This is a genomic window from Phaeacidiphilus oryzae TH49 (genome assembly GCF_000744815.1).
GTDB lineage: Bacteria > Actinomycetota > Actinomycetes > Streptomycetales > Streptomycetaceae > Phaeacidiphilus > Phaeacidiphilus oryzae.
Genome location: NZ_JQMQ01000005.1, coordinates 6,078,396 through 6,099,136, shown reverse-complemented (window position 1 = coordinate 6,099,136; position 20,741 = coordinate 6,078,396). Strand labels below are relative to the sequence as shown.

The 20,741-nt window shown below is 73.9% G+C and carries 18 protein-coding genes; 8 read left to right on the top strand and 10 right to left on the bottom strand.

Annotated elements, in window-relative coordinates; genetic code table 11:
* Positions 1-67: 67 nt before the first annotated feature.
* The 6 genes from BS73_RS30825 to BS73_RS30800 all read left to right on the top strand — a co-directional run bounded on the left by BS73_RS30825 (position 68) and on the right by BS73_RS30800 (position 4,582).
* On the top strand, positions 68-1,129 hold the full coding sequence (locus BS73_RS30825; RefSeq protein ID WP_084704484.1) for a cation diffusion facilitator family transporter: 1,062 nt from the start codon (positions 68-70) through the stop codon (positions 1,127-1,129).
* 117 nt (positions 1,130-1,246) lie between these two features.
* A complete protein-coding gene (locus BS73_RS30820; protein ID WP_051941179.1) occupies positions 1,247-1,987 on the top strand; it encodes an alpha/beta fold hydrolase in 741 nt (246 codons plus the stop codon).
* Positions 1,988-2,136: 149 nt separating this feature from the next.
* Positions 2,137-2,904: a hypothetical protein gene (locus BS73_RS35290; RefSeq protein WP_051941178.1), complete on the top strand. Its 768-nt coding sequence runs from the start codon at positions 2,137-2,139 to the stop codon at positions 2,902-2,904.
* Between the two features lie 7 nt (positions 2,905-2,911).
* Entirely contained in the window at positions 2,912-3,574 is a 663-nt protein-coding gene (locus tag BS73_RS30810; protein ID WP_037577687.1) for a copper chaperone PCu(A)C, read from the top strand.
* Positions 3,575-3,640: 66 nt separating this feature from the next.
* Entirely contained in the window at positions 3,641-3,931 is a 291-nt protein-coding gene (locus BS73_RS30805) for a hypothetical protein (protein ID WP_037577686.1), read from the top strand.
* 243 nt (positions 3,932-4,174) lie between these two features.
* Complete coding sequence (locus BS73_RS30800; protein WP_037577685.1) at positions 4,175-4,582, top strand: VOC family protein; 408 nt, start codon at positions 4,175-4,177, stop codon at positions 4,580-4,582.
* Here BS73_RS30800 and BS73_RS30795 read toward each other — a convergent pair.
* Positions 4,510-5,790 carry an MFS transporter gene (locus BS73_RS30795; protein ID WP_063837099.1) on the bottom strand — a complete coding sequence of 427 codons (1,281 nt, stop codon included), beginning with the start codon at positions 5,788-5,790 and terminating at the stop codon, positions 4,510-4,512. The genes BS73_RS30800 and BS73_RS30795 overlap by 73 nt on opposite strands.
* A 257-nt stretch (positions 5,791-6,047) precedes the next feature.
* Between BS73_RS30795 and BS73_RS30790 the strand changes: the two genes are divergently transcribed.
* Positions 6,048-7,403 (top strand): MFS transporter, encoded by a 1,356-nt coding sequence (locus tag BS73_RS30790; RefSeq protein WP_084704482.1) that lies wholly within the window; start codon positions 6,048-6,050, stop codon positions 7,401-7,403.
* A gap of 54 nt (positions 7,404-7,457) precedes the next feature.
* Here the strand turns inward: BS73_RS30790 and BS73_RS30785 are convergent, their stop codons facing one another.
* From BS73_RS30785 to BS73_RS30770, 4 genes are all read right to left on the bottom strand, one after another.
* Positions 7,458-8,705, bottom strand: coding sequence for an MFS transporter (locus BS73_RS30785; protein WP_051941177.1), 1,248 nt, complete (start codon positions 8,703-8,705; stop codon positions 7,458-7,460).
* A 200-nt stretch (positions 8,706-8,905) separates the two neighbouring features.
* Positions 8,906-9,844, bottom strand: coding sequence for a VOC family protein (locus tag BS73_RS30780; RefSeq protein WP_037577684.1), 939 nt, complete (start codon positions 9,842-9,844; stop codon positions 8,906-8,908).
* 109 nt (positions 9,845-9,953) lie between these two features.
* A complete protein-coding gene (locus BS73_RS30775) occupies positions 9,954-10,802 on the bottom strand; it encodes a fumarylacetoacetate hydrolase family protein (RefSeq protein ID WP_037577683.1) in 849 nt (282 codons plus the stop codon).
* An 84-nt stretch (positions 10,803-10,886) separates the two neighbouring features.
* The gene (locus BS73_RS30770) at positions 10,887-11,612 is read right to left on the bottom strand and encodes a FadR/GntR family transcriptional regulator (protein WP_037581967.1); all 726 of its coding nucleotides are present in this window, start codon (positions 11,610-11,612) and stop codon (positions 10,887-10,889) included.
* A gap of 117 nt (positions 11,613-11,729) precedes the next feature.
* On the opposite strand from BS73_RS30770, the gene BS73_RS30765 reads away from it, so the two are divergent.
* Positions 11,730-12,347 carry an HAD family hydrolase gene (locus BS73_RS30765; protein ID WP_037577682.1) on the top strand — a complete coding sequence of 206 codons (618 nt, stop codon included), beginning with the start codon at positions 11,730-11,732 and terminating at the stop codon, positions 12,345-12,347.
* 266 nt (positions 12,348-12,613) lie between these two features.
* Here BS73_RS30765 and BS73_RS30760 read toward each other — a convergent pair whose 3' ends face one another.
* Genes BS73_RS30760 through BS73_RS30740 form a run of 5 tightly spaced genes read right to left on the bottom strand, consistent with a single transcriptional unit; the run spans position 12,614 to position 20,586 of the window.
* Positions 12,614-14,035, bottom strand: coding sequence for a nitrate/nitrite transporter (locus BS73_RS30760; RefSeq protein ID WP_037577681.1), 1,422 nt, complete (start codon positions 14,033-14,035; stop codon positions 12,614-12,616).
* Positions 14,032-14,481 carry a nitrite reductase (NAD(P)H) small subunit gene (locus BS73_RS35285; RefSeq protein ID WP_084704481.1) on the bottom strand — a complete coding sequence of 150 codons (450 nt, stop codon included), beginning with the start codon at positions 14,479-14,481 and terminating at the stop codon, positions 14,032-14,034. Before BS73_RS35285 ends, BS73_RS30760 begins: the two co-directional genes overlap by 4 nt.
* Entirely contained in the window at positions 14,481-17,096 is a 2,616-nt protein-coding gene (gene nirB / locus BS73_RS30750) for a nitrite reductase large subunit NirB (RefSeq protein WP_037577680.1), read from the bottom strand. Before nirB ends, BS73_RS35285 begins: the two co-directional genes overlap by 1 nt.
* Positions 17,093-18,415, bottom strand: a complete 1,323-nt coding sequence (locus tag BS73_RS30745) for an NAD(P)/FAD-dependent oxidoreductase (protein ID WP_051941176.1) — start codon at positions 18,413-18,415, stop codon at positions 17,093-17,095. The genes nirB and BS73_RS30745 overlap by 4 nt, the downstream gene beginning before the upstream one ends.
* Entirely contained in the window at positions 18,412-20,586 is a 2,175-nt protein-coding gene (locus BS73_RS30740; protein ID WP_084704480.1) for a molybdopterin oxidoreductase family protein, read from the bottom strand. Before BS73_RS30740 ends, BS73_RS30745 begins: the two co-directional genes overlap by 4 nt.
* Between the last annotated feature and the right edge of the window lie 155 nt (positions 20,587-20,741).

Sequence of the window (20,741 nt, the reverse complement as noted above, 5' to 3'; positions counted from 1 at the left end):
CGAAGTATGAAAGGCCGTTCATGTATCGGCTAGGGTGGTGCCCCCAGCAGCTACGGGAGGGACCGCGGTGGCCCACCGAGAACACCCCGACCACAAGGACGGCCCCGCCGGGCACGGCGAGGCCGGGCACGCCGGGCACGCCGGCCATGCGCACGGCGTCTCCGCCGACGCCGACCGGCGCTACCTCCTCGGCGCCCTCTCCCTGATCGTCCTCTACATGCTGGCCGAGGTCGCCGCCGGCCTCGCCGCCCACTCGCTGGCGCTGCTCTCCGACGCCGGCCACATGCTCACCGACGCCGCCTCGATCGCCCTCGCCCTCCTCGCCATGCGGCTCGCCGCCCGCCCCGCGCGCGGCCGCTGGACGTACGGCCTCAAGCGGGCGGAGATCCTCTCCGCGCAGATCAACGGGATCACCCTGCTGGTGCTCGTGGTCCTCTTCGTGATCGAGGCGGTGCGCCGGCTGATCGAGCCGCCGGCCGTGCAGGGCGGCCTCGTGCTGGCCACCTCGCTGGCCGGGATCGCGGTCAACATCGGCGCCGCCTGGCTGCTCTCCCGCGCCAACCGCACCAGCCTCAACGTCGAGGGCGCCTTCCAGCACATCCTCAACGACCTCTGGGCCTTCATCGCCACCGCCGCCTCCGGTCTGGTGGTCATGCTGACCGGCTTCGCCCGGGCCGACGCGATCGCCTCCCTGATCGTCGCCGCGCTGATGCTGCGGGCCGGCTACGCCCTGGTCGGTGAGTCATGGAAGATCTTCCTCGAGGGCGCGCCCGCGGGCCTGGAACCGGCCCGGGTGGGCTCCGCGCTGGCCGCCGTGCCGGGCGTGGTCGAGGTCCACGACCTGCACATCTGGACCATCACCTCGGGCTTCCCCGCGCTCTCCGCCCACGTCCTGGTCTCCCCCGGGCTGGACTGCCACGCGGTGCGCCAGCGCCTGGAGCACACCCTTCGGGACGAGCTGCACATCGACCACACGACCCTTCAGGTCGACCACGCCGCCCCGCGCCTCCTCACCGTCGGCGAGGTCCCCCCGGACGACGCCCCCGGCCCGGAGGACTCCCCCGGCGCGGGCGACGGCGCCGGCGACCACTGCCCGGCCCCGCACGGGGAGACCCACCGCTCCTCCTGAGTGATGACAGGGCGCCGGTCCGGTGAAAGCATGTCCACGCCCGTCCGCACGTCCGCCCGTCCGCGGGTACGCGCCCGCGAAGGCCCGCAACGGCCCCGCCCCGGAAGGGAGATCCGTATGGCCGCCGCCGATGGCGTTCCCGCCGGCCGCACCGTGGTGCTCGTCCACGGCGCCTGGCACAGCCCCTGGTCCTGGCACCGCGTGGTCGAGGAGCTGGACGGCGACGGCATCCCCTCCACCACCGTGGACCTGCCCAGCTGCCGCAGCGGTCCGGACGGCGCCCCGCTGGGCGACCTCCACGCGGACGCCGCCGAGATCCGCCGCACCCTCGACGCCTACCGGGACGTCGTGCTGGTCGCCCACTCCTACGGCGGCATCCCCGCGACCGAGGCCGCGGCCGGCCACCCCGCCGTCCGCCACCTCGTCTACGTCTGCGCCTACATGGCCGACGAGGGCGAGACACTGGTCGGCTACGCGGTGCCCGACCCGGGGCCGGACATCCTCGATCCGCCCGCCGACCTCGAGTTCGGCGAGGACGGCACGGTGACGGTGAAGCCCGAGCGGGCGGCCACCCTCTTCTGCGCCGACCTCGACCCGGCCGCCGCCGCGGAGGCGGTCCGCCATCTGCGGCCGATGTCGGCCACCGTGCTCCGCCAGTCCCCGAACGCCGTCGCCTGGCGGACGATCCCCTCGACGTATGTGCTGACCGGCCGGGACAACGCGACGCCGACGCCGGTGCAGCGCGAGCTCTCGGTCCGCGCCGGCCAGGTCCACGAGCTGCCGGACTCCAGCCACTCGCCCTTCCTCTCGCACCCCAAGACCGTCGCCGAGATCATCGCCATCGCCGCCGGCTACTGACCTGCCCCGGTCTTTCCGGCGCCGCGCCCACCGTCACCACCCTCGTGGCTTGGTTTCACTTACGCATCAATGGATCCGTTCACGGATCAATCGGCTAATCTGACCGCCGTCGCCGTGCGTATCCACTCGCCCCTCCCCCACGAGGACCCATGTCGCAGCAGAAGAAGCCCACCAAGGCGGAGCGCCGCCGCAGTGCGCAGGAGAAGATAGCCGCCCAGCGCGCCGCCGAGGCGAAGCGCAAGCGGAACATCCGGATCGCCTCGATCGGCGGCGCCGTGGTGGTGGTCGCCGGCCTCGCCGTCCTCGGCGTCTCGCTGGCCGGCAACAGCGGCGGCTCGGCGGCCTCCTCGGGCGGCAGCACGAAGATCACCAGCCTGCCGACCGGCGGGAAGCCGGGCGCGCAGAGTTTCGACGTCAGCAGCCAGCTGCTGGCCACCGCGCAGAACGAGGCCACCGGCCAGACCATCGACGGCCGGGTCGGCTCCAACAACATGGAGCAGACCGCCTACCACATCCACGCCCACCTGCAGATCTACGTCAACGGCCAGCAGAGGCTGGTGCCGTACGGCGTGGGCATCGTGCCGCCGTACCAGATCCAGAACAACGGCAGCAGCTACTTCGTGGGCGGCGGATCCAAGTTCTACTACCTCCACACCCACGACGAGACCGGCGTGCTGCACATCGAGTCGCCGAACGAGCAGAAGTACACCCTCGGGGACTTCTTCGGCGTGTGGGGCCAGCAGCTGAGCAGCAGCCAGGTCGGGCCGGCCAAGGGCACCGTGACGGCGTATGTGAACGGTAAGAAGATCAGCGGGAACCCGTCGGACATCACCCTCACCTCGCACGAGAACATCCAGCTGAACGTCGGCAAGGTGATGCCGTTCAAGAACTTCGACTGGTCCGGCTCGGGCGAGTGACCCGCTGATGCGCAGGCCGTCCCCCGACGACTCGGCAGCCTGGACCGACCTCTCGGCCCTCTCCCTCGACGAGCTGGAGGCGGAGGCCGAGCGGCTGGAGCGGGCGGCGGCCCGCCGCCGCGCGGGCCGGGCCCGGCGCGCCCTGCTCTGGCAGGCGCCGGTGCTGGCCCTGGCCGCCGTCCTCCTCCTCGTCTGGGGACGGCTGCCGGGCTCGGACGCCTCCGCCTCGGCGGTCGCGACCCCGCCGAGCGCGGCCACCCGCCCGGTGATCTCGCTCAGCCAGGCCCATCTGGACGCCCCGGCCCGCCCCGGCGCCCCGGCCTACGCGTACGTCACCATCCGCAACGAGGGCGGTGTGGCCGACCGCCTGGTCAACGCCACCACCCCGTGGGCCGCCGCGGTCGCCGTCCAGGGCACCGGCGGCAGCCCCTGGCTGACCATTCCGCCGCACTCCACGGTCACCCTCCGGGCCACCGCGGCCCGCCTGGCCCTCACCCATCTGAAGCGCACCCCGCGGCCCGGCGACACCGTCCAGATCGACCTCGCCTTCGCCACCTCCGGCACCGTCTACACCTTCTCCCCGGTGGGCCCCGCCTCCTCGCTGACCGTCCACGCGGTCATGGAGGCCATGAAGCATATGGACGAACTCCCGCCGGCGAACGGCGACTGAGCGCCCCGCCGCCGACCGGGCGCGGCTCGGGTCGCGCGGGGCTCGGTCATGCGCTCCTCTGGGAGGATGACCACCCCGCATCTCAAGGTCCGTTTCACCAACGAACTGATGACCCTCACCGAGGACCTGGACCAGGCCGCCGCGGCGGCGTTCGTCGACAAGGTCCTCGCCGCAGGCCGGGAGGTCGCGGCCGCCGACACCTTCGAGACCGCCCAGCATCTCTACCGCGGCCAGGAGACCAACGAGCGGACGATCCGCGCCCTGTCCGCCCGCCTGCTGCAGGCCGGCGTGGACCAGAACGAGATCGACCGCCTCCTCGACACCGGCCACCCGCCCGGCGGACCGCAGCCCGAGTGAGCCTCCGCCGCAGTGCGTCGAGACCTTTTCGTGACTTTCCCTGCGCACATGCGTCCCGAGGGCGCACACTGGCAGAAGGAGCAATCGGGTACCAGACACCGATCACGCACCAGCTGCGGCCCCTGCCGGCAATCCCCCCGACGGCAGGGGCCGCAGTGCGTCGGCGCCCGGACGGCGGCGCGGGCGGTCTAACCTCGGGCGGAGCACTCCACCAGGGACGAGGACCGAGGGAGCACCCGCAGGATGGCCGCCGCACCAGCGCAGAAGATCACCACCTTCCTGATGTTCGAGGGCAGGGCGGAGGAGGCGATGACCTTCTACCTGTCGCTCTTCGAGGACGCCGAGATGATCGACATCACCCGCTACGGCGCCGAGGGACCCGGCCCCGAGGGCAGCGTGCTGCATGCCGTCTTCGCCCTCGCCGGCCAGCGGTTCATGGCCATCGACAGCCACGTCCACCACGAGTTCGGCTTCACCCCGTCGATGTCGCTCTGGGTCGAGTGCGCCGACGAGGCCGAGATCGACCGGCTGTACGCGGCCCTCTCCGAGGGCGGCCAGGCGCTGATGCCGATCGGCTCCTACGGCTTCAGCCGCAGGTTCGGCTGGGTGAACGACCGCTTCGGCGTCTCCTGGCAGCTCACCCTGCCGTAACCGGGCCGCAGCCCGCGGTCGGACGGGGTGACGAAGGCGGCGGCCGCCGCGAACACCGCCGCCAGGGCGAAGGCCGGCGGATACCCGGCGGCACCGATCAGCTCGCCGGCCAGCGGCGGCGTCAGCGAGGCGGTCAGGTTCTGGCCGGTGTTCTGGACCCCGAGCGCCCGCCCCGCCCACTCCGGACCGGCCAGCTCGGCGGTGGAGGTGAAGGCCAGCCCGTTGGTCCCGGCGGTCAGCCCGCAGGCGGCCACCAGCAGCCCGATGGACAGCCAGGACGGCCCGAGCCCGGACACCGCGAGCCCGGCCATCAGCACCGCGTTGGCCACGGCCAGCCGGCGGATCGGCCGCAGCCGGCTGCCGACCCGGTCGGACCACCTGCCCACCGCGATCCGCCCCAGCGCGCCCAGCAGTTGGCCGACCGCCATCAGCCGGCCCGCGCCGGCCGCGTCCCAGTGCTCCACGTCGACCAGGTAGACCAGCCCGAAGGCGCTGACCGTGAACTGCGGCCAGACCAGCAGCGCGCTGGACCCGTGGATCCGCCACAGCGCCGGGGTGCTCCGGTAGGGGGAGGCGGGCCTGGGCGCCTCGGCCGCCCGCCCCCGCTCCGCCGCCCGCGGCGGGTCGACCACCCACAGCCCGACGGCCACCGTCACCGCCGCGGTCAGCACGGCGGTGAAGAGCAGCGCCCCGTGCACCCCGTGCCCGGCCGCCAGCGGCGGTACGGCGACGGCGGCGACGCCCATCCCCAGCGGGGTGGCGGTCTGCCGGATGCCCATCGCCAGCCCGCGTTCCCGGGCCGAGAACCAGCCCATCACCACCCGCCCGCTGGCCGCGGAGACGCACGCCCCGGCCGCGCCGGCCAGGAAGAAGACCACCCACAGCAGGACGGCCCCGTGCACCGCCAGGCCGGCCAGCAGCGCCGCCGTCGCCAGCCCGAGTCCGGCGGTCAGCACCACCCGCTCGCCGTACCGGTCGGCCGCCGCGCCCCAGGCGATCAGGGCGACCACCAGCCCGACCGTCGGGGCCGCGACCACCGTGCCGGACTGGGCCAGGGAGAGCCGCTCGGCCGCCCGCAACTCCGGTACCAGATACGGCACTCCGTAGATGAACACGCAGGCCGCGGCCTGTGAGGCGAGGCCGAGGGCGAGCATCAGCCAGCGCCTCCGCCCGATGTCCCGCGGACCCGCCGGATCGGACCCGGTCATCGCAGACCTCCCCCTCCCGATGTGCGCGCCGTCCCCATGACCGCGCCCTGGCACCCCTCTTGACTACCGTCAGAGCAGGGGCATTTCAAGATGAGAGACAGTTCGTCCCGCATCATGGGACGACAGCAGATCACGACTCGGCCTCGGCGGCGCCGTCCCGCTGTGCGGACCCTTGACAGCGGCTGTGATGCACATCACTCTCTCGGACGACCCGAAGAGGCTCAGTGGTCCATCCTGTCGATAGGGGATCCTCCACCATGTCCGAGCAGTCACCCCCGCAAGCGTCCGGACACCGTCGGCGCGCAGCGGTCGCGAGCACCGTCGGCACCGCGATCGAGTGGTACGACTTCTTCCTTTACGGCACCGCCGCGGCACTGGTCTTCCCGCACGTCTTCTTTCCCTCGCACGCGCAGTACACCGGCGTCCTCGCCTCCTTCGCCACCCAGTTCGTGGGCTTCGCCGCCCGGCCCCTCGGTGCCGCGGTGTTCGGGCACTTCGGCGACCGGGTCGGCCGGAAGTCCACACTGATCATCACCCTGCTGCTGATGGGCCTGGGCACCGCGCTGATGGGGGTGCTGCCCGGCTACGACTCGATCGGCCTGGGCGCCCCGATCCTGCTGGTGGTGCTGCGGATCGTGCAGGGGCTCGGCGTGGGCGGCGAGTGGGGCGGCTCGGTGCTCCTCTCCATGGAATGGGGCAAGAGCGGCCGGCGGGGGCTGATGGCGAGCTGGCCCCAACTCGGGGTCCCCATCGGCCTGCTGGTGTCCACCGCGATGGTCCGCTGGATGTCCTCGGCCACCGGCGGGAACTTCGTCCACTGGGGCTGGCGGATCCCGTTCCTGGCCAGTGTGGTACTGGTGGCGATCGGCCTCTACGTCCGGCTGCGGGTGCTGGAGAGCCCCGCCTTCGACCGGCTCAAGGAGGAGCGCACGGTCGTCCGCCAGCCGCTGTGGGAGGTGATCCGGCGTCAGCCGCGGGAGATCCTCACCGCCGCCTTCGTCCGGATGTCGGAGCAGGCGCCGTTCTACATCTTCATCACCTTCGTCCTCACCTACGGCACCGAGCACCTCGCCTACAGCCGCAACCAGCTGCTCAACGACACCCTGGTGGCGGCCGCCGTCGGCCTCTTCACGGTGCCGTTCTGCGGCTACCTCTCGGACCGGTTCGGGCGCCGGCTGATCTACGGGATCGGCATCCTCTGCACCGCGCTCTTCACCTTCCCGTACTTCGGCCTCCTGGACACCCAGAAGACCGGGATGGCGCTGCTCGCCATCGTGGTCTCGCTGATCTTCCACGACATCCAGTACGGGCCGCAGGCGGCGCTGATCGCGGAGGGCTTCGGGGCCAACGTCCGCTACAGCGGTGCCGGTCTCGGCTACCAGCTGGCCTCGGTGATCGCGGGCGGACCGGCGCCGCTGATCGCGGTGGCGATCCTGGACGGCACCGGTTCGAGCACCTGGATCAGCGTCTACATCATCGGCTGCTGCGTCTGCTCCGCCATCGCGCTGTGGCTGATCCCGCACCGGGACACCTCGGCGCCGCCGGCCGCGAACCTGGTCGAGCAGCGCGCCCAGGAGCCGCCGGCCGCGCCGGCGACCGCCACCGCCGAGTGACGCCCTCGCACCTCCGCCCGCCCCGGCGCCGTCGCGGCGCCGGGGCCCGTCCGCTCAGTCCAGCTCGGCGCCCCGGCGCTCCGGGATCAGCAGCATCGCCGCCATGTCCAGCACGTAGACGACGGCCAGCAGGGCGATCGCCCGGGCGAACCCGAGCGAGCCGGCGACCAGCGCCACCACCAGCGGGGCCAGCCCGCCCACCCCGCGGCCGAGGTTGAAGAGGACGTTCTGCGCGGTGGCCCGGGCATGGGTCGGGTAGAGCTCGGCGATCAGCGCGCCGTAGCCGCCGGTCATCCCGTTGACGAAGGCCCCCATCACCGCGCCGCCGACCAGCAGCGCGCCGGAGGAGCTCAGCTGCGAGTAGCCGAGCACCGAGAGCACCGCGCCGGCCTGGAAGATCCAGAACGTGGGGCGCCGGCCGATCCGGTCCGCGAGCTGTCCGAACACCCAGATGCCGAGGGCCATCCCGAGCACCGTGACCGCCGTCCAGGCGCCGGACCTGGTGAGGCCGTAGCCGAACTGCTTGGCCAGGTAGGACGGCAGCCAGGTCATGATGCCGTAGTAGCCGAAGTTCTGAACGGACGTCAGGACCAGCACGCCGAGGGAGGCCCGGCGGGCCGCCGGGGTGGCCACCAGCTCGCGGAGCGAGGCCGCCGCGCCCCTGTCCTCCGCGCGGGCGAAGGCCTCCGGCTCGGCCATCCTCCGGCGGAAGAGGAAGGCCGCCACGGCCGGCAGCACGCCGAGCGCGAAGAGCGCCCGCCAGCCCCAGTGCCCGATGACCGGCCCGGAGACCAGCGCCGCCACCAGCACCCCGGCCTGCCAGCCGAGGCCCACATACGAGGTGCCGCGGGCCCGCCGGCTGCTCGGGAAGGCCTCGGCGGCCAGCGCCATGCCGATGCCGAACTCGCCGCCGATGCCGGTGCCGGCCAGGAAGCGGAAGGCCGCGATCTCGGCGTAGCCGCCGGAGACCGCGGTCAGCCCGGTGAAGACCGCGAAGACGACGATGGACCAGGTGAGCACCCGGATCCGGCCGAAGCGGTCGGAGAGGAGGCCGAAGACCAGGCCGCCCAGCACGCAGCCGATCAGCGTGATGGTGGTGAGGGAGCCGGCCTGGGCGGTGGAGAGGTGCAGCCCCGCCGTGATCGCCGACAGGGCGAAGGAGAGCACCAGCAGGTCGAAGCCCTCCATGCCGTAGCCGAGGGCGGAGGCCAGGACCGCCTTGCGGGCGTAGCGGTCCGGGGCGTCGCCCGCGCCGGCGGCTGCCGGGCCGTTCCGGCGCGGGGGCGTCTGGGTCTGCGTCATGCGGGTGCTGCTCCGAGGCTCGGCGGGATCACGAGTCCGGTCGACGGGTGCCGGGGACCGGCCGCGCCCGGGCGTGCCGCACCGTTCGGAGTCCTGCTGGAAAGGGGAACCGACCGCCCGGCGGGCCCGCGCCACGGCGGCCGAGAGACCATGGTAAACGCCGGGCCGGCGGCCCCCGGACGGGGGTTCGGGGGCCGGGCTCAGGCCCGTCCGCCGTGCAGTCCGGCCATCAGCTCGGCCAGGTCGTCCGGGTTGATGAAGGACGGGGGCGGCGGCGGGCCCCAGTTGTAGAGGCCGCGGGCGCCGTCGAAGACCTCCGGCTTCCACAGCTGGTCGTCGAGGATGCAGTCCAGGTCGGAGTAGTACTCGGAGAAGTTGCCCGCCGGATCCTTGAGGTACCAGAAGAAGTTGGAGCCGGCATGGTGCCTGCCCAGGCCCCAGACGTGCCGCTCCGGGTGGTCGGCCAGCATCGACGTGGCGCCCCGGCCTATCTCGTCGACGTCCTCGACCTGCCAGGAGGTGTGGTGGAGGAAGGCCAGCGGGGCGGCCAGCACCAGCAGGTTGTGGTGGTCGGTGGAGCACCGCAGGAACGCCCCGGCCTCGCCCATCAGGTCGCTCACCCGGAAGCCGAGGCCGTCCCGGAAGAAGGCGGTGGTGGCGGCGAAGTCGGGGGTGCCCAGGACCGCGTGGCCGAGCTTGCGCGGCCGCACCCGGTCCTCGCGGAGCACGGCCGGGGCGCGGACGTCCGGCCGTTCGGTCCGGCCGGGGCCGTTGTAGGGGGTGGCGGCGACCGGCGGCTGGGTGATCCGCGGCTCGACCCGGAGGACGGCCCGGACGCCGGTCACCGGCTCCACGGCGGCCAGCCGGCCGTCCGCCAGCCCGGCCCGGACGTCGGCCCCGACGCCGAGGGCGGAGAGCCGGGAGGCAGCGGCGGCCAGGTCGTCGGGGTCGTCCACGCCGACGCCGAGCTCCACCAGGCGGCGGGTCGGCGCCGGCACGATCCGCAGCTGCCGGCCGCCGTCCCGGCTGGCCAGCCAGCCGCCGCCGGCCTCGGTGAGGCCGAACTCGGTGTAGTAGGCGGCCGTTTCGGCCGGCTGGGGCACTCCCATGGTCACGGAGGCGAGACGGTGCAGTGCCATGGCTGACTCCTTCGTCATCCTGGGACCGGCGGGCACAGCGGGAACAGCGGGAAACGCGGGAACGGCGGGAACGACGAGTACGGCGGAAACGGCGGAACGCCGGGCCGCGTCAGCCGCGACAGGTCTGGCGGAGCTCGCCGATCCCCTCGATGGTGCTGACCAGCAGGTCGCCGTCGGCCAGCCAGCGCTGCGGCTTGCGGCCCATGCCGACGCCGGACGGGGTGCCGGTGAAGATGATGTCGCCGGGCAGCAGCGGCAGCACCTGGGACAGCCGGGCGACCAGGGCGGGGACGGAGACGATCAGGTCGCGGGTGCGGCCCTTCTGCATCTCCTCGCCGTTGACGGTGCAGCGCAGTTCGAGGTCGTCGGGGTTGTCGAACTCGTCGGTGGTGACCACCCAGGGGCCGGTCGGCGCGAAGCCCGGGTGGGACTTGCCGAGGCTGAACTGCGGGGCCGGGCCCGCCAGTTGGCCGATCCGCTCGGAGACGTCCTGGCCGACGGTGAGCCCGGCGACGTAGTCCCAGCCGTCGGCCTCGGCGACCTCGCGCGCCCGCTTGCCGATGACCGCGACCAGCTCCACCTCCCAGTCGTTGTGCCCGCCCTCGGGCAGCTCCAGGGTGGTCACCGGGCCGGTGATCGCGGTGGCGAACTTGGTGAAGACGGGGGGCAGTCCCTCGGGCGCGTCGAAGCCCGACTCGTCCGCGTGGGCACGGTAGTTGAGGCCGATCGCGAAGATCTGCCGGGCGGCCGGGACGGGCGCGCCCAGGTCCGCGGCGTCGAAGGGCTCACCCTCCGGCAGCTCGGCGCCGGCGGCCCACTCACGGAAGGCGTCCCAGTGCTCGTACACGGCCTGCGGGTCGGCGGCGAAGCGGCCGTCCGACGCGCGCTCCACGTCCACGGCCCGGGTACCGTCCGCGGTGATCAGAGCCAGCCGGCCGGAGACATTGGCGATGCGCACGGGGCACTCCTCGATTCGAGCATGATGATTACCGCGATGCTCTCCCCGCCGGAGTCGCAGCGTCAAGGGTTCGCCCGTAAATCATCATGATGAATTATGTGGGGTGTCGGCGTGCCGGCGGATCAGCCGCAGCGCCTCCTCGCGGTCATGGCGCTCCAGCGCGTCGACGAGGTCCCGGTGCAGCTCGTAGCGGCCGGCGATGTACGCGTCCACGGGCCTGCCGTCCTCGCCGGTCGGCAGGACCCGGAGGGTGTGGCCCTCGACCAGGTCCAGCAGGTTGGTGTAGAGCGAGCGCAGCAGCTCGTCCGGGCTGGTGGCGGCGATCCGGGCGTGGAGGCGCCAGTTGGCGTGGAGGAAGGCGGTGGGGTCGGCGGCCTCGGCGGCCGCGCGCATCTCCTCCAGGCGCTCCCGCATGGCGGCGATGTCCGCGGGCGAGGCGTGCCAGAGGGCGTCCTCGATCAGCAGCGGGTCCAGGGCGTCCCGGATCCGGATCGCCCCGGCCACGTCGGTCTGCGCGGAGTCCAGGGCGAGCACCGAGTTGCCCAGCCGGACCATCGGGGACTGCTGGGCGGCGAAGATCCCGCCGCCTGGCCCCGGCCGGACCGTGATCACCCCGCGGGCCTGGAGCAGCCGCAGGGTCTCGTTGAAGGTGCCGACCGAGACCGCGCAGCGGGTGCGCAGGTCCTCCTTGGTGCCGAGCCGGGCCCCGGGCTCGGACTGCTCGGCGAGCGCGGCGAGTTGGGCCGCCGCCTGCTCGGCCCGGCTCGACGCGGGGCGGGCGCGGCGGGCCGGGTCGCGGACGTGGTTCATCGCGCGCCCTCCTCTCCCCTTGACCGGCCGCGGCTCCGCGCCACAGCGTCCGAGGAATCATCATAATGATTCCCGGCGGGCCGGTGCGACACCTTGCCACCCCCTACCGTGAAGCCCATGACGGGAAGCGCGGTGGTCTTCGACATAGGCGGGGTGCTCGAGTTCACCCCGGAGCACGGAGTGCGGGCCAAGTGGCGGCACAGGCTGGGGATGTCCCAGGAGGCGGTGGACGCGGTCCTCGCCGACCTGGAGGCGGCCGCGGTGGTCGGCGCGGTGAGCGAGGCCGACTGGTACGCGGGGGTGCGGCGCGGCCTGGGGCTGGACGAGGCCGCGCTGGCCCGCTGGCGGGAGGAGTACTGGCGGGAGTACGTCGGCGTGCTCAACCGCGAACTGGTCGACTATGTCCGGGAGTTGGCGGGCTCCGGGCGGTGCAGGACCGGGATCCTCAGCAACAGCAGGGTCGGCGCGCGGGAGCGCGAGGAGGCCGCGTACGGGCTGTGCTCGCTGGTGGACGACGTCGTCTACTCGCACGAGGTCGGCGTCGGCAAGCCGGATCCGGCGGTCTACCGCCTGCTGTGCGAGCGGCTCGCGCTCCCGGCCGAGCAAATCTTCTTCGTGGACGACCTGCCGGCGAACGTCATCGCGGCGAGAGCCTGCGGCCTCCGCGCGCACCTCTTCGAGGACACCGCGGCCACGATCCGGGCGGTGGAGGCCTTCCTCCGCAGGCCCGCGTAGCGAGCGCCCCGGAAGCAGGCCCGAAGGGCCGCTTCAGGGGCGCGGGGAACTGCGCGGCCAGCGCCGCACGCTGCCGCACCCGGCCACGGCGCCTGGGTTGCAACCCGGACTCCGTACCCGGCTGCGCGCCGTAAGCCGCTGGGCGCGCAGTTCCCCGCGCCCCTGGGTTTGCGGCTCCGCCGCGACACCCCAGGGGCCCGCAGCGACATCGCGTCGCGAAGCTCAGTACTTGCGCCTACGGCGCTGCGTTCGGGGCAGGGCGCGGGTCAGACCGCCTTGCCGGCGATCCTCGTGGCCGCGCCGCGGCGGAGGTAGACCGTCGCCGTCAGGACCGCGCAGACCGCATAGGCCGCCAGGAAGGCGAGATACGCGCTGCGGCCCTGGTCGCCGGACTGGAAGGAGGCGCGGAAGGCCAGGTTGACCAGGACGCCGCCGAAGGCGCCGATCGCCGCCGCGAGCCCGATCAGCGCGGTGGAGCGGCGCCGCGCCTCCCCCGGCGCGTCCGGGTACTTCCTCCGGAACACCGACGGGATCATCTTGTAGGTGGCGCCGTTGCCCACCCCCGTCAGCGCGAACAGCACGGTGAACGCCGCGATGAAGAGCGGCAGCGAGTGCTCCGCCGAGGCGACGAGGATGACGCCGGTGGCCGCCGCCATCGCGACGAAGGTCCACAGCGTCACCACCGCTCCCCCGAACCGGTCCGCCAGCCAGCCGCCGACCGGCCGGATCAGCGAGCCCAGCAGCGGCCCCAGGAAGGTCAGTTCGGCCGCCCGTACCGGCGTCCCGAACTGCCCGTGGAACTGCACCTGGAGCACCTGCCCGAAGGCGAAGCCGAAGCCGATGAACGAGCCGAAGGTGCCGACGTAGAGCGCGGAGATGACCCAGGTGTGCGGCTCCCGGCAGACGTCCCGCATGGCGTGCCGGGCCAGGTCGCGGGAGACCGCGGTGGTCCCCGGCGCCAGGTTGTCCATCCGCAGTGCCGCCCCCAGCGCGGCCAGCACGATCAGCGGCACGTACACCGCCAGCAGCACCCGCGGGTGCCCCGCCCCGGCGGTGGCCAGCACGGCGAGGCCGACCAGCTGCACCACGGCCACGCCGACGTTTCCGCCGCCCGCGTTGAGGCCCAGCGCCCGGCCCTTGTGCCGGTCCGGGTAGAAGGCGTTGATGTTCGCCATCGAGGAGGCGAAGTTGCCGCCGCCGACGCCGGCCGTGCAGGCCACCACCAGCAGCAGCCCGTAGGAGACGCCGGGCCGGAGCACCGCGGCGGCCAGCAGCGTCGGCAGGAGCAGCAGCAGCGCGCTGACGATGGTCCAGTTCCGCCCGCCGAACCGGGCCACCGCGAAGGTGTACGGCACCCGCAGCACCGCGCCGAGGGCGTTCGGCAGCGCGGTGAGGACGAACTTCCCGGCCGGGTCGATGTGGTACGCGGGCCCGAGGAAGAGCACCAGCACCGACCACAGGCTCCACACCGAGAAGCCGATGTGCTCGCAGAAGACCGACTGGATGAGGTTGCGGCGGGCGATCCGGGCGCCGAAGGCCCGCCAGAAGCCCTCGTCCTCCGGCCGCCAGTCGGTGATCGGCGGCCGGGAGAAGGAGGTCGACGGATGCCCGGCGAGCGCGGGGGCGGAGGCCGGGGCGGAAGCAGGGGCGGAGGCAGGGGCGGAGGCAGAGGTGGGGGCGGGACTCACGCCGACACCTCCTGCCGCGCGAGCACCGCGCGGACGCGGTAGGAGCCGAGCCCGGCCGGCTCGCCCTCCGGCGTCAGCGGCTCGTCGAGGCAGGCGCCGCTGCGCAGGTCGAAGGCCTGCTTGTACATCGGCGAGGCGACGGTCGGCACGGCGTCAGGGCCGGTGCCCCGACTGCCGGTGATCCCGCGGGACATCACCCAGGCCCCGCTGAACGGGTCCCGGTTGCCGACCGCGTAGAGCTCTCCCGAGCGGAGGAGGAAGAGCGCCGCCTGCCGGCCGTCCGGCAGGAGCACCGCGACGCCCCGCCCGGGGGTCAGCCGGTCCACCGGGCAGACCTCCAACCAGCCGTCCTCCCAGAGGAGTTCGACGACCTGCTGGGCACAGGGCCCCTCCTCGCGGTCGCGGTCGCGCGCACGCTCGATCGTGCTGCCGAGTGTCTGGCTCATCAGGAGCGGACCTCCAGTCCGGGGCCGGCCACCAGGACCGGCTCGGGGCTCGATGCGGAAAAGAGCTCGTCCACCAGGGCGTCCGGCTCGGCGGGCTTCTTCTGCCCGCGCTCGGGGACGAAGCGGACGGTCGCGTCCGGCACCCCGGGCGCGTTGACGAAGGAGACGAAGCGGGCGAGCCGCTCCGGGTCCTCCAGAACCGCCGCCCATTCGTCCTGGTAGTCGGCGACATGACGGGCCATCAGCGCGTCCAGCTCGTCGGCGATGCCGAGCGAGTCGTCCATCACGACCGCCCGCAGGTGGTCCAGGCCGCCCTCCAGGCGCTCCAGCCAGGGGGCGGTGCGCTCCAGGCGGTCGGCGGTGCGGATGTAGAACATCAGGAACCGGTCGATGGTCCTGATCAGGGTCTCCTTGTCCAGGTCGGAGGCGAGGAGGTCGGCGTGCCGCGGGGTCATCCCGCCGTTGCCGCCGACGTAGAGGTTCCAGCCCTCGGAGGTGGCGATCACCCCGAAGTCCTTGCTCTGCGCCTCCGCGCACTCGCGGGCGCAGCCGGAGACCGCGGACTTGAGCTTGTGCGGGCTGCGCAGCCCGCGGTAGCGCAGCTCCAGTTCGATGGCCAGGGCCACCGAGTCCTGCACGCCGTACCGGCACCAGGTGGACCCCACGCAGGACTTGACCGTCCGCAGCGCCTTTCCGTAGGCGTGCCCGGACTCGAAGCCGGCCTCGACCAGGCGCCGCCAGATCTCCGGCAGCTGGTCGACGGTGGCGCCGAACATGTCGATCCGCTGACCGCCGGTGATCTTGGTGTAGAGGCCGTGGTCGCGGGCGATCTCGCCGATGGTGATCAGGCCCTCCGGGGTGATCTCCCCGCCGGGCACCCGGGGCACCACCGAGTACGAGCCGTTCCGCTGGAGGTTGGCCAGGAAGTGGTCGTTGGTGTCCTGGAGCGCGGCGCTCTCGCCGTCCAGGATGTGCGCCGGCCGGTCCAGGCTGGCCAGGATCGAGCCCACGGCCGGCTTGCAGACGTCGCAGCCCTCGCCCTTCCCGTACCTGGCGGCCAGTTCCGCGAACGTGTCGATCCCGGTGACCAGCAGGATCTCGTAGAGCTCGGCGCGGGACTGGGCGAAGTGCTCGCAGAGGCCGGTGGCCGTCTCGATGCCCTGGGCGGCCAGCTCGTCGTTGACGATCTTGGTGACCTGCTTGACGCAGCTGCCGCAGCCGGTCGAGGCCTTGGTGCACTTCTTCACCTCGGCGAGGCTGCCGCAGCCGCCCTCGGAGACCGCCGTCCGGATGGCGCCCTTGCTGACGTGGTGGCAGGAGCAGACCACCGCGTCGTCCGGCAGCTCCAGCTTGACCGCCCCGCCGGCCGGGCCGATCGAGGAGGGCAGCACCAGCTGCTCCGGCTCGGCCGGCAGCGGGGCGCCGCTCAGCGCCAGCGGCCGCAGCAGGTCGTAGGCCTCGGCGTCGCCGACCAGCACCCCGCCCAGCAGCAGCCCCTCCGGGCTGACCACCAGCTTCTTGTAGACGCCGCCGCGGGTGTCGGAGTAGAGGACGTCCAGGGCGCCCTCGGTGCTGCCGTGGGCGTCGCCGAAGCTGGCCACGTCCACGCCGAGCAGCTTGAGCTTGGTGGAGGTGTCGGCGCCGGTGAACTCCCCCTCGCCGGAGGTGAGTTGCCTGGCGGCGGTCTCCGCCATCGCGAAGCCGGGGCCGACCAGCCCGTACACCCGTCCGTCGACGGTCAGCGCGCATTCGCCGATGGCCAGGACGTCCGGGTCGGTGCGGCTGCGGCAGCCCGCGTCCACGGCGATCCCGCCGCGCTGCCCGACCTCCAGGCCGGCCTCCCGGGCGAGCTGGTCGCGGGGGCGGACGCCGGCCGCGAAGACCACCAGGTCCACATCGAGGACGCTGCCGTCGGAGAGCCGCATCCGGCTCACCCGGCCGGGCTCGCCGCCCTCCCCCTCAAGGGTCTCGATGGCCTCCGTGCCGGCCCCCGTGTGGACCTGGACGCCCAGTTCCTCGATCCGGCGCCGCAGTGCCTGCCCGCCGCCGTCGTCGACCTGGATGGCCATCAGCCGGGGAGCGAACTCCACCACGTGGGTGGTCAGTCCGAGCGCCCGCATGGCGCCGGCAGCCTCCAGGCCGAGCAGCCCGCCGCCGACCACCGCCGCCGAGCGCACCCCGGGCCGCTCGGCATCGGCCCGGATCGCGGCCAGGTCGTCCAGGGTGCGGTAGACGTGGCAGCCGGGCGCGTCATGCCCGGGGACCGGCGGCACGAACGCGTACGAGCCGGTGGCCAGCACCAGCTTGTCGTAGTGGACGACGGCGCCGGAGGCGGTGGTGACGGTGCGCGCGGCCCGGTCGATGGCCGCGGCCGGCTCGCCGAGCCGCAGGTCGATGCCGTTCTCGGCGATGAACTCCGGCGGGCAGAGCGCGAGTTCGTCCTCCCCGGTGCCGCTGAACCAGGCGCTGAGCCGCACCCTGTCGTACGCGGGCCGCGGCTCCTCGCAGAGGACGGTGACGTCCCACTCCTCCGGTCGGCCCGTTTCGCAGAGGGCCTCCAGGAATCGCTGGCCGACGGGCCCGTGTCCGACCAGGACGAGTCGACGGTGCGTCATGTGCTGGGCACTCCTTGGGTGGTAGGGGTGTGGTGCGGTGCGGCGGCGCTGCCGTCCGCCGGGCGGATCAGGAGTTCGAGCGGCTGCTCGGGGACGGGTTCGCCCCGGCGGTACGCGCCGGTGAGGGCGTCCACCGTGTCGAGGTCGCCGTAGAGCACCCCGCCGACCAGCCGGCCCTCGCGGAGCCGCAGCGAGCGGTAGGTGCCGCGGGTGGCGTCGGCCAGCCGCAGGACCTCGGTGCGGGAACCGGCGCCGATGCCGGTGTTCGCGTCCGGGCCGGCGCCGCCGGGGACGAGTTCGCCCAGCGAGGCGTAGGCCAGCGGCCCGGCCGTGAGCCGGGTGTACGGGCTGAGCCAGCCCGGCCAGGCGGCCTCCGGCTCGGCGCCGGAGAGGCGGGCGGCGAGGATCTCGGCCTGCTCCCAGGCGGGGGTGGAGAGGCCGTGGACGACTCCGCGGTGCTCGGCGCAGTCGCCGATCGCGTACACCTCGGCGTCCGGTACGCCGGGAACGGAGGCGGCGAGCCGGTCGTCGACCACCACCCCGTCCCGCACGGTCACCCCGGCGGCCCGGGCCAGGCCGGTGCGCGGACGCACCCCGCAGGCCAGGACCAGCAGGTCGCAGTCGAGGACGTGGCCGTTGGCCAGCCGCACCCCGGTCACCCGGCGGTCGCCGAGCACCGCCCGGGCGCGGTTCTCCAGGTAGGTCTCCACGCCGAGCCCGGCCAGTCCGCGGCGGAGCATCGCGGCCGCGCCCTCGTCCAGATGGCGCTCGATCAGATGCGGGGCCTGGTGGACGATCTCCACCGGCAGCCGGGGGCCGCCGGAGCGCGGCCGGTCGGCCAGCGCGCGGGCGGCGCTGACGCCGAGGACGCCCCCGCCGATCACCACCGCGCGGGTGGCGTGGCCGGCCTCGGCGGCGAGGGCCGCGCAGTCGGCGAGACCGCGGAAGGAGTGGACGCCGGTCTCCGGCAGCCGGCCCAGCGGGGGCAGCACCGGGTTGGCGCCGGTGGCGAGCACCAGCGCGTCCCATGACTCGCAGCGGCCGGAGGCGAGGGTGAGGGTGCCGGCGGCCACGTCCACCGCCATCACCTCGTCGCCGGCCCGGAGCCGGGCGCCGCCCATGGGCAGGGTGAGGTCGTCCGGGTCGTAGCGGCCGGTGAGGACGTCGGCCAGAAGCACCCTGTTGTAGGGGCGGTGGGGCTCGGCGCCGTAGAGGGTCACCGTGCCGCGGCCGCCGAGGGCGGTGTACCGCTGGGCGAAGCGGGCCGCCGCCATGCCGGCGCCGACCACCGCGATCCGCGCGGGAGGAGCGCCGGTCATGCGGCCCCACCCCCGTTCGGGACGGCCGCCGCCCGCTCCACGCGGACGGCGCAGATCTTGAACTCGGGCATCTCCGACACCGGGTCGAGCGCCGGGTTGGTCAGCTCGTTGACGCCGGGCCAGTGGAAGGGGAGGAAGACGGTGTCCGGGCGGATCGCGTCGGTGATCCGAGCGGGCACGGTGACCCGGCCGCGCCGGCTCGCGACCGCCACCGTCTCGCCCTCCGCGACCCCCAACTCCGCTGCCAGCCGCGGGTGGAGCTCGACGAAGGGCCCGGGCGCGGCCGCGTTCAGCGCGTCCACCCGGCGGGTCTGCGCGCCCGACTGGTACTGGGAGAGCACCCGCCCGGTGGTGAGCCGCAGCGGGTACCCGGCGTCCGGCTCCTCGGCCGCCGGACGGTGGTCCACGGCGGCGAACCGGGCCCGCCCGTCCTCGGTGGCGAAGCGGTCCAGGAAGAGCCGGGGGGTGCCCGGGTGGCCGGGGTCCGGGCAGGGCCAGAAGACGCCCTGCTCCTCGCGGATCCGGCGGTAGCCGATCCCGGAGTAGTCGGCGGGCCCGCCGGCCGAGGCCCGGGCCAGCTCGGCGAAGGCCTCCTCGGGGTCCTCGGGGAAGCCCTTGGCCGCGCCCTCCCGGCCCAGCCGCTCGGCGAGGCCGCGCAGCACGGCGAGGTCGCTGCGCACCCCGGGCGGCGGGGTGACGGCGGCCTGGCGGAGGATCACCCTGCCCTCCAGGTTGGTCATCGTCCCGGTCTCCTCGGCCCACTGGGCGACCGGCAGCACCACGTCGGCCAGGAGGGCGGTCTCGCTCGCCACCACATCGCTGACCACCAGGAAGTCCAGCTTCCTGAGCCGCCGGGCGACCCGGCCCGCGTTCGGCGCGGACACCAGCGGGTTGGAGCCGGCGAGCAGCAGCCCGCGCACCCCTTCGGCGCCGGCGCCCTCCCCCGCCAGCAGCCGGTAGGCCGAGACCCCCGGCTGCGGCAGCTCGGCGGGGTCGATCCCCCACACCGCGGCGACCTGCGCCCGCGCGGCCGGGTCGGTCAGCGAGCGGTAGCCGGGCAGCTGGTCGGACTTCTGGCCGTGCTCCCGCCCGCCCTGCCCGTTGCCCTGCCCGGTGAGGCAGCCGAAGCCGGAGTACGGCCGGCCGGCCTTGCCGGAGGCCAGGCAGAGGTCGATCCAGGCGCCCACGGTGTCGGTGCCCTTGCTGTGCTGCTCGCTCCCCCGGGCGGTGAGCACCATCCCGCTCTCCGCCCGGCCGAACATCCGTGCCGCGTCCAGCAGTCGGCGGGCCGGGACGCCGGTGATCGACTCCACCCGCTCCGGCCAGTGGGCCATCGCGGCGGCCCGGGCGCCGTCGAAGCCGGTGGTCCGCTCGGCGATGAAACCCTCGTCCAGCAGCCGCTCGGCGATCAGCAGGTGCAGCAGCCCGAGGGCCAGCGCCAGATCGGTGCCGGGCGCCGGCTGAAGATGGAGGTCGGCCAGCTCGGCGGTGCGGGTCCGGCGCGGGTCGACGACGATCAGCCGCCCGCCGTTCTCCCGGAGCTCGCGCAGGTAGCGGACGAACGGCGGCATCGTCTCGGCCGGGTTGCCGCCGGCCAGGATCAGGCAGCCGGTGCGGGGGATGTCGGCGAGCGGGAACGGCAGCCCGCGGTCCAGCCCGAAGGCCTTCCGCTGGGCGGCCGCCGCGGAGGACATGCAGAACCGGCCGTTGTAGTCGATCATCGGGGTGCGCAGCACCACCCGGGCGAACTTGCCCAGCAGGTACGCCTTCTCGTTGGTGAGCCCGCCCCCGCCGAAGACCCCGACGGCCTCCGGGCCGTACCGCTCGGCGATCCGGCGCAGCCCCTGGGCCGCGTGGTCGAGCGCCTCGTCCCAGTCGGCGGGCCGCAGCCGGCCGCCGTCCGCACCCGGCTCGCGGATCAGCGGGACCGTCAACCGCACGGCGGGGTCCAGCAGTTCGGCCGCGCTCTGGCCCTTCCCGCAGAGGGCGCCGCGGTTGACGGGGAAGTCGGCGCCCTCCACGGCCACGGCCGGGGCCCCCGCGGCGCCGTCCGCGCCCACCCGCAGCTCCATCCCGCACTGCAGCGAGCAGTACGGGCAGTGGGTGGCCGTGGCGGCGGGGTCCGAGGGGGGACCTCCGGCGGCGATCGGGGTGGCGGCGGGCGCTGTCATGCCATCGAGCGTCCGTGGGGCCCGTTACGCGTCCGAGTCGCCTGTGTTGCGGCGACCGCAACGGTCACGCACACGGCGGCCCGGACAAGGTGGGGCGGAGGATATCTTCGGTAACACGTCGGGCTGCCTTGCTAACCTCCGTGTCACATACCGGA

What these genes read in the sequence shown, in the direction of transcription:
- BS73_RS30790 (WP_084704482.1), top strand. Translation starts at nt 6,048, where the DNA reads ATGTCCGAGCAGTCACCCCCGCAAGCGTCCGGACACCGTCGGCGCGCA.
- BS73_RS30770 (WP_037581967.1), bottom strand. Translation starts at nt 11,612, where the DNA reads ATGAACCACGTCCGCGACCCGGCCCGCCGCGCCCGCCCCGCGTCGAGC.
- nirB (WP_037577680.1), bottom strand. Translation starts at nt 17,096, where the DNA reads ATGACGCACCGTCGACTCGTCCTGGTCGGACACGGGCCCGTCGGCCAG.
- BS73_RS35290 (WP_051941178.1), top strand. Translation starts at nt 2,137, where the DNA reads ATGTCGCAGCAGAAGAAGCCCACCAAGGCGGAGCGCCGCCGCAGTGCG.
- BS73_RS35285 (WP_084704481.1), bottom strand. Translation starts at nt 14,481, where the DNA reads ATGAGCCAGACACTCGGCAGCACGATCGAGCGTGCGCGCGACCGCGAC.
- BS73_RS30765 (WP_037577682.1), top strand. Translation starts at nt 11,730, where the DNA reads ATGACGGGAAGCGCGGTGGTCTTCGACATAGGCGGGGTGCTCGAGTTC.
- BS73_RS30805 (WP_037577686.1), top strand. Translation starts at nt 3,641, where the DNA reads ATGACCACCCCGCATCTCAAGGTCCGTTTCACCAACGAACTGATGACC.
- BS73_RS30780 (WP_037577684.1), bottom strand. Translation starts at nt 9,844, where the DNA reads ATGGCACTGCACCGTCTCGCCTCCGTGACCATGGGAGTGCCCCAGCCG.
- BS73_RS30785 (WP_051941177.1), bottom strand. Translation starts at nt 8,705, where the DNA reads ATGACGCAGACCCAGACGCCCCCGCGCCGGAACGGCCCGGCAGCCGCC.
- BS73_RS30745 (WP_051941176.1), bottom strand. Translation starts at nt 18,415, where the DNA reads ATGACCGGCGCTCCTCCCGCGCGGATCGCGGTGGTCGGCGCCGGCATG.
- BS73_RS30740 (WP_084704480.1), bottom strand. Translation starts at nt 20,586, where the DNA reads ATGACAGCGCCCGCCGCCACCCCGATCGCCGCCGGAGGTCCCCCCTCG.
- BS73_RS30820 (WP_051941179.1), top strand. Translation starts at nt 1,247, where the DNA reads ATGGCCGCCGCCGATGGCGTTCCCGCCGGCCGCACCGTGGTGCTCGTC.
- BS73_RS30800 (WP_037577685.1), top strand. Translation starts at nt 4,175, where the DNA reads ATGGCCGCCGCACCAGCGCAGAAGATCACCACCTTCCTGATGTTCGAG.
- BS73_RS30795 (WP_063837099.1), bottom strand. Translation starts at nt 5,790, where the DNA reads ATGACCGGGTCCGATCCGGCGGGTCCGCGGGACATCGGGCGGAGGCGC.
- BS73_RS30810 (WP_037577687.1), top strand. Translation starts at nt 2,912, where the DNA reads ATGCGCAGGCCGTCCCCCGACGACTCGGCAGCCTGGACCGACCTCTCG.